12 protein-coding genes are annotated in these 10,957 nt (G+C 34.9%); 9 read left to right on the top strand and 3 right to left on the bottom strand.

Features of this window, described 5'->3' with window-relative positions; all coding sequences use genetic code 11:
* Window positions 1-247: 247 nt before the first annotated feature.
* On the top strand, window positions 248-1,168 hold the full coding sequence (locus V7014_RS11570) for a cation diffusion facilitator family transporter (protein ID WP_335507248.1): 921 nt from the start codon (window positions 248-250) through the stop codon (window positions 1,166-1,168).
* Here V7014_RS11570 and V7014_RS11575 read toward each other — a convergent pair.
* Window positions 1,165-1,467 (bottom strand): ArsR/SmtB family transcription factor, encoded by a 303-nt coding sequence (locus V7014_RS11575; protein WP_205061476.1) that lies wholly within the window; start codon window positions 1,465-1,467, stop codon window positions 1,165-1,167. The two genes, V7014_RS11570 and V7014_RS11575, sit on opposite strands and share 4 nt — an antisense overlap.
* Window positions 1,468-1,818: 351 nt before the next feature.
* Here V7014_RS11575 and V7014_RS11580 point away from each other — a divergent pair, with 351 nt between their 5' ends.
* The 8 genes from V7014_RS11580 (at window position 1,819) to V7014_RS11615 (ending at window position 8,767) form a co-directional block, all read left to right on the top strand.
* Window positions 1,819-2,046 carry a FeoA family protein gene (locus V7014_RS11580; RefSeq protein WP_335507249.1) on the top strand — a complete coding sequence of 76 codons (228 nt, stop codon included), beginning with the start codon at window positions 1,819-1,821 and terminating at the stop codon, window positions 2,044-2,046.
* A complete protein-coding gene (feoB, locus tag V7014_RS11585) occupies window positions 2,043-4,025 on the top strand; it encodes a ferrous iron transport protein B (protein ID WP_335507251.1) in 1,983 nt (660 codons plus the stop codon). Before V7014_RS11580 ends, feoB begins: the two co-directional genes overlap by 4 nt.
* 10 nt (window positions 4,026-4,035) lie before the next feature.
* On the top strand, window positions 4,036-4,206 hold the full coding sequence (locus V7014_RS11590) for a FeoB-associated Cys-rich membrane protein (protein WP_438824906.1): 171 nt from the start codon (window positions 4,036-4,038) through the stop codon (window positions 4,204-4,206).
* 179 nt (window positions 4,207-4,385) lie between these two features.
* Window positions 4,386-5,315 carry a LacI family DNA-binding transcriptional regulator gene (locus tag V7014_RS11595; protein ID WP_335507253.1) on the top strand — a complete coding sequence of 310 codons (930 nt, stop codon included), beginning with the start codon at window positions 4,386-4,388 and terminating at the stop codon, window positions 5,313-5,315.
* A 317-nt stretch (window positions 5,316-5,632) separates the two neighbouring features.
* Complete coding sequence (locus V7014_RS11600) at window positions 5,633-5,935, top strand: PTS sugar transporter subunit IIB (protein ID WP_335507255.1); 303 nt, start codon at window positions 5,633-5,635, stop codon at window positions 5,933-5,935.
* Between the two features lie 50 nt (window positions 5,936-5,985).
* Complete coding sequence (gene celB, locus V7014_RS11605; RefSeq protein WP_335507257.1) at window positions 5,986-7,269, top strand: PTS cellobiose transporter subunit IIC; 1,284 nt, start codon at window positions 5,986-5,988, stop codon at window positions 7,267-7,269.
* Window positions 7,270-7,299: 30 nt separating this feature from the next.
* Window positions 7,300-7,599, top strand: coding sequence for a PTS lactose/cellobiose transporter subunit IIA (locus V7014_RS11610; RefSeq protein ID WP_335507258.1), 300 nt, complete (start codon window positions 7,300-7,302; stop codon window positions 7,597-7,599).
* Between the two features lie 79 nt (window positions 7,600-7,678).
* On the top strand, window positions 7,679-8,767 hold the full coding sequence (locus V7014_RS11615; protein WP_335507260.1) for a DUF871 domain-containing protein: 1,089 nt from the start codon (window positions 7,679-7,681) through the stop codon (window positions 8,765-8,767).
* A gap of 147 nt (window positions 8,768-8,914) precedes the next feature.
* Here the strand turns inward: V7014_RS11615 and nagB are convergent, their stop codons facing one another.
* Both nagB and nagA read right to left on the bottom strand, forming a co-directional pair.
* Window positions 8,915-9,676 carry a glucosamine-6-phosphate deaminase gene (gene nagB / locus V7014_RS11620; protein ID WP_335507262.1) on the bottom strand — a complete coding sequence of 254 codons (762 nt, stop codon included), beginning with the start codon at window positions 9,674-9,676 and terminating at the stop codon, window positions 8,915-8,917.
* On the bottom strand, window positions 9,676-10,863 hold the full coding sequence (nagA, locus tag V7014_RS11625) for an N-acetylglucosamine-6-phosphate deacetylase (RefSeq protein WP_335507264.1): 1,188 nt from the start codon (window positions 10,861-10,863) through the stop codon (window positions 9,676-9,678). The genes nagB and nagA overlap by 1 nt, the downstream gene beginning before the upstream one ends.
* Window positions 10,864-10,957: the final 94 nt, after the last annotated feature.

Genomic DNA, 10,957 nt, shown 5'->3' on the forward strand with positions numbered 1-10,957 from the left:
TACGATAAGTCAACATCGAATCGCTTACCAGCTCTTCGTGCATCCTTTATCTCAGTCGGAGGGCTCCAAATCCATACGGAGCTTAATAGAGCATTACCGCTTTTCTTTAGTTTTTCTTACTACAAAAAGTGGTAAACGCATAATAACAATACATTTATAAAAACCTATAAAAACACTTGAACTTTTAAAGAATCTATAACATAATATATATGTACATATACACATATACAAAAAAGGAGGAATATTTATGGGACACCATCATCATGGTCATAGCCATGGGCATGATCATCACCATACATCGAATAAAAAAGCTTTAAGTTTGGCGTTTATTTTAATTGCTTCATTTATGTTTGTGGAAGTTGTAGGTGGAGTTCTTACTAATAGTTTAGCATTACTGTCTGATGCGGGTCATATGCTCAGTGATGCTGCCGCACTTGGATTGAGTTTATTTGCTCTTATGTTAGGTGAGAAAAGAGCTACTCAACAAAATACGTTCGGTTACCGACGATTTGAAATTATTGCAGCGGCATTAAACGGTATAACATTGATACTTATTTCAGGTTATATCTTTTATGAAGCATTTCAAAGATTTCAAAATCCACCAGAAATTCAAAGTCTAGGTATGTTAACAATTTCTGTAATTGGGCTTTTAGTTAATATCATAGCGGCCTTCATCTTGATGAGAGGTAATAAAGATGAAAACTTAAATATTCGTAGCGCATATTTACATGTGTTAGGTGATATGCTTGGTTCAATTGGAGCTATTGTGGCAGCCGCATTGATTTATTTCTTCGGATGGGGTTGGGCTGACCCACTGGCAAGTGTGATTGTAGCTATTCTCATTATTATTAGCGGTATTAGAGTAACGAAAGATGCGTTTCATATTTTGATGGAAGGAGCACCTGCAGCTATCAATCACAATGCTGTAAAGGAAGAATTGAAACAAATTCCACATGTTGTAGAAGTACATGATTTGCATATTTGGTCCATTTCTTCTGAGCTTCCGATGTTGTCTGCCCATATTGCGATTGAGAATGATGGTGATCATGATGTTATTCTTCGTCAAGCGCAAAAGCTCTTAGCTGAAGAATTTCATATCGAGCATAGTACGCTTCAAGTTGAAAGAAAAGAAGTTGGTTGCCCAAACGCCCAACTTAGTTGTAATTAATGATGGTTAGAGTGATCGATTGTTTGGGCAATAATGCTCATCACATGTTCATCGTCATATGAGTAGAAAAGAGTTGTTCCTTCACGGCGAAATTTAACAAGACGTAAATTCTTTAAGAACCTTAATTGATGTGAAACAGTTGATTGAACAAGAGATAACTTCTCTGCGATTTCATTAACGGAATGTTCACCTTGAAATAAAAGATATAATATACGTAATCGAGTAGGATCAGAAAGGGCTTTAAATGTTTGCGTAACAAGAAAAAGTGTTTCTTCATCAAGTTCCTTTTCGAATATCATTTGGTGATCTGGATTCAATTTTTTCAACCTCCTTACTAACATTATACTTCAAATATTTTTAAACCAAAACTGGGGATATATTTTTCTCAGTTTTTTTGTTTGTGGAAAAATTGTCACTATAATATCAATAAAATTATTAAGAGAGATAGTATAATAAAAAATGTTTGCTTTAATTAATTGAATATTCATAAATATTATTAGGGAGAACAAAATAATCATTATTTTGACTGATTTGTGACAATAAAATTTAGATGAATAGATATAAACTAGTTCGTATTGTTTGACAATATAAAAGGTGTTATCATTTATCTAGTGATAATGATTATCAATTAAAAGAGAGAAGGTATTTTAATGAAACTGCATTCGGCTCAATTGGGAGAAAAAGTGAAAGTAAAGAATCTCAATAAAGTGGATGACCTTCTACATAAAAGGTTAAATTCCTTTGGAATTAAGGAAGGTTGCCAAGTTTCTCTCATGCAAAAAGGGTTGTTTTCTGGAGCATGCATACTCGAGTGCCAAGGACAAAAAGTAGGTCTTCGTAAAAAAGACTTGGTGAACATAGAGGTGGAACAACTATGAGTAGAATTGCATTAATAGGTAACCCGAATACTGGAAAAACATCATTATTTAACAAGCTTACCAATTCATATGAATATGTTGGGAATTGGAGCGGGGTAACTGTAGAAAAAAAAGTTGGACATGTTAAAAGGTTAAATAAAGAAATCATTGATTTGCCTGGTATTTATGATCTTAACCCTATTTCAAAAGATGAAAGTGTTGTAACCACTTTTTTACTTGAAGAGCAAGTGGAAGGCATATTAAATATATTAGATGCCTCTAACTTTGAGCGAAACATGCAGCTAACTGTGGAAGTTTTAGAGCTTGGTAAACCAGTAATCATCTGTTTAAATATGATGGATGTTGCGAAGAAGAAAGGAGTTACGATTGATGTTGAGAAATTACAGAGCCTATTAGGAGTACCTGTAACGCCAATTGTAGCTCGTACTGGTAAAGGTTTTGATGGGGTCTATGTAGCCTTGACTGGTTCTTTAGGACATCAGCAATACTTTAAGTTAACATACAGTGATGCTATTGAAAGAGAAATCTCAAATATAGAGCAATTGTTAGACGACGTTAATAATGGACATAAAAGATGGATTGCAATCCAATTTCTTTGTGGAAATGAAGCAGTAGATGCTTTTTATCAACAGTCGGCTAATTTTGAAGAAATGAAATCGATTCGTACAGCATTAGAGGACAAAGTAGGCAAGTCATTGAATACGGCTTTTTCTGATGAACGTAGTAAATATATTAGTAGAATACAAGAACAAGTAATGGTGCAAGATGTAGACGGAAAGAAACAGTGGACTGAAAGTATGGATAAAGTGTTGACACATCCTATACTTGGTATTCCAATCTTCTTAGGCTTAATGTACCTCATGTTTCAAGCGACGTTTACTTGGATTGGGACTCCATTATCTGATATATTAGATGGATTTGTTGGTGGTACATTTACGGATGTGGTCAATCAAGGCTTGATAACAATTGGAGCTTCCCCATTTATTATTGATTTGATATGTGATGGGATTATCGCTGGAGTAGGTGGCGTATTAGTCTTTATTCCACAAATCTTTGTGCTGTTCTTCTTTATATCATTATTGGAAGACTCCGGTTATATGGCACGCATCGCTGTAGTGATGGATCGGCTGATGGAGTTTTTCGGTTTGAATGGAAAAGCTTTTATACCTATGATTATTAGTTTTGGTTGTAATGTCCCAGGAGTAATGGCAGCCAGAACCATTGAACAGCCGAAAGAAAGATTATTAACTATTTTAGTTGCACCATTTATGAGCTGTTCAGCAAGATTACCGGTATATGCTTTGTTTGGAGCTTCTTTTTTTGCTAAAAATCAATCATTGATTGTATTATCTTTATACGTTTTAGGTATTGTAATTGCACTTATAGTAACAAAAATTTTATCTGTAACGATTTTAAAGAAGGAAACGACTGTTTTCTTCGTAGAACTACCAGCCTATCACGTGCCTCAATTAAAGACACTTTGGCGTTCGACATGGGAAAAAAGTAAAGGCTTTTTGCGAAAAGCAGGTACGATTATTTTCGCAGGTTCGGTTATTATTTGGCTGTTAGCTTACTTAGGTCCTAACGGAATGAATGTGGATATGAATGAAAGCTTTTTAGCTATTATTGGTGGCGGTTTTGGGGCGTTGTTTGCTCCACTTGGCTTTGGAACATGGCAAGCTGGTGCATCACTTATTTCTGGTTTCTTAGCAAAAGAAGTTGTTGTTTCTACAATGGCGATTATTTATGGTGTAAGTGAAGGAGCGTTATCAACGACAATTGGAACACATTTTAATACATTAAGTGCATTTACGTTTATGGCATTTGTTCTTTTGTATATGCCTTGTTTAGCAACAGTAGGTGCCATTAAACGTGAAACGCAGTCGGTTAAGTGGACATTGTTTGCAACGCTATATCCTTTTGTAGTGGCATATATAGTGGCATTTATTATTTATTACGTTGGCAGTTTAATAATTTGAGGTGAATGACATGACGATATTCATTAATGTATTAATTGGTTGTGTGATTTTCGGTTATGCTGGTTATACATTGTTCAAGAGTATTAAGAAGCAAAAAGCAGGTAAGTGTGCATCTTGTTCTATACAGAAGCATTGTTCTTCTAATGTTTGTGAGCCACCTTCTAAAACGATTCATAAATAAAAGTAAAATTAGAGGCTGTCCAAAAGAAAATTTGGACAGCCTTTTATTATTGTGGTTATTATTAAGTATATACAAAGAAAATAGTATTAATGTTAAAATAGGAAGATTGACTAAATATACAAAATATAAATTTAATTAAAACAACGGATAGCATATGTAAGAAAGGGGTCAATATGTAGATGAAAAAAGCAACAATCAAGGACGTGGCCCGAGTAAGTAATTTCTCCATAGCGACTGTTTCTCGCGTTTTAAATGGTAAAGGGAATGTAAGTCCTGAGATTGCAACGAAAGTAATGGATGTTGCGAAACAATTGAATTATATCCCTAATCAATTAGCAAAAGGTTTGAAAGAGCAAAAGACAAATATTATTGGGGTGGTTGTGCCTGACTTAGAGGATCCTTATTTCTTGGAGGTTATTCAACTACTCCAACAAAAACTTCAGCCTGAAAATATTCACTTATTAGTAACTGAATCCAGATACAGTGATAAGAAAGAGCTTGAAATATTAAAACAATTAGAAGCGAAGCGAGTAGACGGAATCCTGATTTCCAGTGTGGGAAAAAACGAGAAATATTTAATGGAGATAGTTGTAAAAGGAATAAAGGTAGTTTCTTTTCATTCAAAAGTAAAGAATCTTGAAATAGAAATTCCTCAAGTTATTGAAGATGAAGAGCAAATAGTAACGAAGTTAACTGCCGAATTAATTGCCGAAGGACATAGGAAAATCGGTGTAATAAACGGTACAAAATCCTATCCTAATGCCATTGAAAGATATGTAGGCTATGTGAAAGGTATGTACACAGGAGGAGAAGTATTAGATTCTGCCTATACGTATGAAGGAGCTTATGAGATAGATAGTGGCAAAAAAGCGGTTAAACGTTTTCTGGCTTTGCCAACTCGACCTACAGCGATTCTTTCACTCCATCCTTTTTTTACAATTGGCGTGATAGCAGAGTTACAGCGAAAGAAAATTCGTATTCCTAGAGATATTACGATTGCTACACTTGGATCAGATCCATCCTTTATCATGTTAGAAGATAAAGAGTTAATAAGTTATTCTTATGATGTCTCACTTGCTGTAGAAGAAATTTTATTTTATTTATTATAGTGTAAAAAAACCTCTTGACAAAAGCATTTAAACCTCTTTTTAAGAGGTTTTTTTTCATGCACATAACTGCAAGGAATAGTATATGTAATTTATTGTTATGGAAATTTTTATCTAATACAAACCCAGTTTTGATAAGGTTTTCTTTTGGTTGTTAACAGTTTTTGTTAAATCATCAACCTTAGTGTGTGTAAAAAATGGAGAATAGTTAAATGTGTCTAAATTGTGAAAATTACAAGAAAACGTTTACTCATAAATTGAATTATTGTAAGATAAAAATGTAAACGTTATCAAATAAATTTCTTTGGAGGATGAAATATATGAATATTATGTTAGTTTGTTCGGCGGGTATGTCGACAAGTATGCTAGTAACGAAAATGGAAGAGGTTGCGGCTGCAAAAGGAATTGATGCAACAATTTGGGCCATTCCAGAAGCATCATTGCAAGCTGAAATTGATAAATCGGATGTTATTTTATTAGGACCACAAGTTCGTTTCCTAAAATCAAAAATTGAAGCAGTAGCAGCTCCAAAAGGTATACCAGTAGAAGTTATTGACATGATGAATTACGGAGCAATGAACGGGGAAGCGGTATTACAGCAAGGTCTTAATTTAAAGAAATAATTAATACTGTCTGACGTTAAGACAGGTTAGAAGTGAGAGGAGACGAGAATATGAACGCAATTATTCAGTTTTTAGAAAAGTACTTCGTACCATTAGCGGGAAAGATCGGTAGTCAAAGACATTTAGTGGCAATTCGTGACGGTTTCGTAGCAATTATGCCATTGATTATTTTAGGATCGTTTGCAACACTAATTAATAACTTACCATTTGAAAGTTATCAAAATTTCATGGTGAATTTGTTTGGTGAAGGTTGGACAGATTTAGGCGGTAACATTTGGAAAGGTTCATTTGCCATTCTATCACTATTAGTTGGAATTGGTATCAGTTATAACTTAGCTAAATCTTATGGTGTAGATGGATTATCAGCAGCTTTAGTATCATTTGGTGCCCTTGTTATTATGAGTCCAGTAACTCTTAAGGAAGGTGGAATTGACTTTGCTTGGACAGGCGCACAAGGTCTTTTCGTATCATTAATTGTATCTATTATAGCAACTGAAATTTTCCGTTTCTTAATTCAAAAGAATTTTACAATCAAAATGCCTAATGGAGTACCATCTGCGGTTGCTCGTTCGTTTGCGGCATTATTACCAGCAACAATCGTATTTATTGTGTTTGGAATGGCATTCCTATTGTTCTCAAACGCAGGAACTTCTTTACACAAAATTATCTTTGATAGTATCCAATCTCCACTTCAAGGACTATCAAATACATTACCATCAGCAATTATTATCTCACTATTAATTCACTTATTATGGTTTTTTGGATTACATGGTACAAATATTCTTGGACCAATCATGGAAACAATCTATTTACCATCAATCGAACAAAATATTGCAGCGTTTAAAGATGGTGTTTCTGCATTCAGTGATCAATTAGCAGTAGTAACAAAACCGTTCTTTGATGTATATGTTCACTTAGGTGGTGCCGGGGCAACGTTAGCATTGATTGTAGCAATTTTCTTAGTAGCAAAAAGTGCTCAATACAGAAGTATTGGACGACTTACAGCTCCAGCCGGTCTATTTAATATCAATGAACCAGTATTATTTGGTGTACCGATTGTATTAAACCCAATCTTAGTAATACCGTTTATATTAATTCCAATCGTTTTAACATGTACTTCATTCTTTGCAATTTCATTAGGTCTTGTTCCAAAAACAGTAGCGTTAGTTCCTTGGTCTATGCCACCAATTATTAGTGGTTACTTAGTATCAGGCGGAGCTTGGCAAGGAGTTGCTCTACAACTATTTAATTTCTTATTAGCTGTAGCAATATACATTCCGTTTATTAAAGTACAAGACATTGAAGCGATGAAAGCTCAAAAAGGACAAGGTTAATAACTGTAGTATTTATCAGGAGGATTAGTCATGGAATCAATTATCATGAATATAATTCTCCATAGTGGAAATGCAAGAAGCATCGCTATGGAAGCAATTAAAGAAGCTAAAGAAGGTAACTTCGAAGTAGCAGAAAAATATATTGAAGAAGCAACACAAGCATTAGGGGATGCACATAAATCACAAACAGCTTTAATTCAAGGGGAAGCTCGTGGAGAAAAATCTGAGATTTCAATTCTGCTAATTCACGCTCAAGATCACTTAATGACGGCAATGACATTAAAAGACCTTGCTAATGAAATGGTGGAGCTATACAAGAGAATCAAGTAACCATTGATTCTAAAAAGGCGAGGATTAATTTCTTCGCCTTTTATTATAAAAAATAAAAGACTGTTTGGAGTGTTTATTAATGAGAAAATTAGGTATTTCAATTTATCCTGAACACAGTACGAGGGAGAAAGATAAAGAATATATTTCTCTTGCTGCAAAATATGGCTTTAAGCGTATCTTTACTTGCCTTCTTTCTGCGCAAGGAAGTAAAGAGGAAATCATTGAAGAATTCACAGATATTATTACACATGCTCGCAATGAGGGAATGGAAGTAATTTTAGACGTAGCACCTCATGTTTTCCCAGCTCTAGGAGTGTCATATGATAACCTAGAAATCTTTGCACAAATGGGTGCCACAGGTATCCGTTTGGATGAAGGTTTTGGAGGACAAAAAGAAGCATTGATGACACATAATCCATTCGGTCTAAAGGTTGAAATTAATATTAGTAGTGGAACAAAGTATTTAGAGCAAATTTTAAGTTATGGCCCGAACAGAGATACATTAGTAGGTTGTCATAATTTCTATCCTCAAGAATACACAGGTCTTTCTTATAAACACTTTGTTGAAACATCAGAATTATTTAGAGAGCACAATATTAGAGTAGCCGCTTTCGTAACTTCTTCGGCTGCAACATTTGGTCCTTGGCCAGTTAGTGATGGATTATGCACATTAGAACAACACCGTACATTGCCAATCGTAACGCAGGCGAAGCACTTATTTGCAACAGATTTAGTAGATGATGTAATCATCGGAAATGCATATGCATCAGAAGAAGAATTAGCTGCATTAAGCGCAATAAACCCAAATAAATTAGCTTTTCGTGTTCGGATGAATAAAGAAGCATCTGCATTAGAAAAGTTAATTGTCGAGAAAGAAGTTCATTTCAATCGTGGAGATGTATCCGAATACTTAATTCGTTCCACACAAAGCCGTGTTAAGTACAAAGCAGAATCATTCCCGAATCACAACACATATGATATTCAAAAAGGTGATGTATTAGTCGGTAATAATGATTTTGGTCAATATAAAGGAGAACTTCAAATCGCTCGTTTACCAATGAAAAATGATGGTCGTAAAAATGTAATCGGGAAAATCGTCGACGAAGAGATCTATTTATTAGACTATATTAAACCATGGGATTATTTTGAAATGAAAATTGAAGAGTAAGTGAGATTAAAGTCGCTGAGAATATGTTTCTCGACGGCTTTTTTGATTTGAAAAATGAGCAGAGGATGAGAAATATGAGCAGTAAACGGAATATGAGTACTCCAAACAAGAAAAAACAACTCCCCATCCGGAGAGCTGTTTTGAGATTTAAATTAATTGTAAAGCTTCTTCATCAGCAATGATTGTTACTTTGCTGTGTAAACGAAGTGCAGATGCAGGGAAATCTTCAGTAACTTCTCCACATACAAGACGTTTAATCGCTTCGGCTTTTGATGCACCTGAAGCAAGAAGAATGATTTCTTGGCTATTCATAATACTATCGATACCCATCGTAATTGCATGTGTAGGTACTTCATCCATGCTGTTGAAGTAGCGGGCGTTTGCTTCACGAGTTCTTTCAGCTAATTCGATAACATGTGTTTTGCTTTTGAAAGATGTACCTGGTTCATTAAAACCGATGTGTCCATTATGACCAATTCCTAGAATTTGAAGATCTACTCCACCGATTTCATGGATGTAGTTTTCATAATGAGCTGCTTCTTCTTCCATGTTCGAAGCCATGCCATTAGGAACATTTGTGTTTTCTAAGTTTACATCGATATGATTGAATAAATGTTCTCTCATGAAAGTAAAGTAGCTGTTTTTATCATTGCGATCTAATCCCATGTACTCGTCAAGGTTCACTGTTTTTACATCTTTATATGAAGTTCCATTTGCTTTGTGATCTTCAATTAATAATTTATATAATCCTTCTGGTGTACTACCAGTTGCTAAACCTAATACTGCATTTGATTTGCGATTTACTAGGCCGATCATTCTTTTTGCTGCGATACGGCTCATTTCATCATAGTTTTCTGCGTGAATGATTTCGAAAACTTTTGTATTTACTTTAGATTGTAATGTTGTCATTAATTCTCATCCCTTTTATAAGCAATTTTTCCACGACAAATTGTCATTTCGATATTAATGTCATTATCCAAGATTACAATGTCTGCATCTTTTCCTACTGTAATACTACCTTTACGATCGAAAGCTCTAGCTTGTTTGGCTGGGTTTACAGAAGCAAGCTTTATTACGTCATGTAGGTTTAAATTTGTAAATGAAAGCATGTTTTTAACAGAATCAATCATTTTTAATATGCTTCCTGCAAGTGTGCCGTCTTCAAGTGTGGCTCTGCCATCGCCTACGATTACTGGTTGTCCACCTAATTCGTAAAGTCCGTTCTTTAGGCATTTTGCGCGCATAGCATCAGTGATTAATAAGGCGCCATCTGTTCCTTTTGCTTTGATTGCTAGTTGAATCATTTCAGGGCAAATATGAATGCCGTCTGAAATTAATTCTACTTTCAACTCATCAAATAATAGAGCGGCGCCAGCTGTACCAGGCTCGCGGTGATGAAGACCTCGCATACCATTATATAAATGGGTTACTTGAGTTGCACCAGCTGCAACAGCTTCTTTAACATCAGCATATGTTGAATCTGTATGTCCGATTGAAGCAGTTACTTCATGATCAGCTAAGTACTTAATGAATTCCATTCCGTTAGGCATTTCAGGTGCAACTGTTACAAGTCTAATTGTGCCACCTGCTTCGTTTTGCCAATCTTGGAAAACAGAGATGTTCGGTTCTAGAACGTATTTTTCTGGTTGGGCACCTTTCTTAGCAGGGTTTATAAATGGTCCTTCTAAATGAATACCAATTACTTCTGCTTCACCAGGGTGATTTTGTGCTTCTTGATAAGAAGCAGCATTTTGTAGTGCATTTACAATGTTTTCAGGTGATTGTGTCATCGTTGTAGCAAGAAAGCTAGTTGTTCCTTCTTGTGGCAAATGTGTCGCCATCGTACGTAATGCTTCAGGTGTGCCATCCATTGTATCGGCTCCACCAGCACCATGAATGTGGACATCGATGAAACCAGGAATAATTTTTGTTCCTTCTTCTAATGAAATGATGTTAGTATCATCAAATGTCTGATTTTCTAATTTGTCAATTGAACCAATTTCCGTGATTTTGTCATCTGTAATAAGAACATAACCATTTTCTAAAACTTCATTTTCTAAATATACTTCAGCATTTTTTAAAAGGATGCGATTCATGCAAAATCCTCCTTATATGAATACACTCTTTCAAGTGTTATATTATTTTTTCTATACTTCTATGATAATGTATATATAACTAGTTGTCTATACC

Source organism: Bacillus sp. JJ722 (assembly GCF_036963345.1).
Classification (GTDB): domain Bacteria; phylum Bacillota; class Bacilli; order Bacillales; family DSM-1321; genus Bacillus_AD.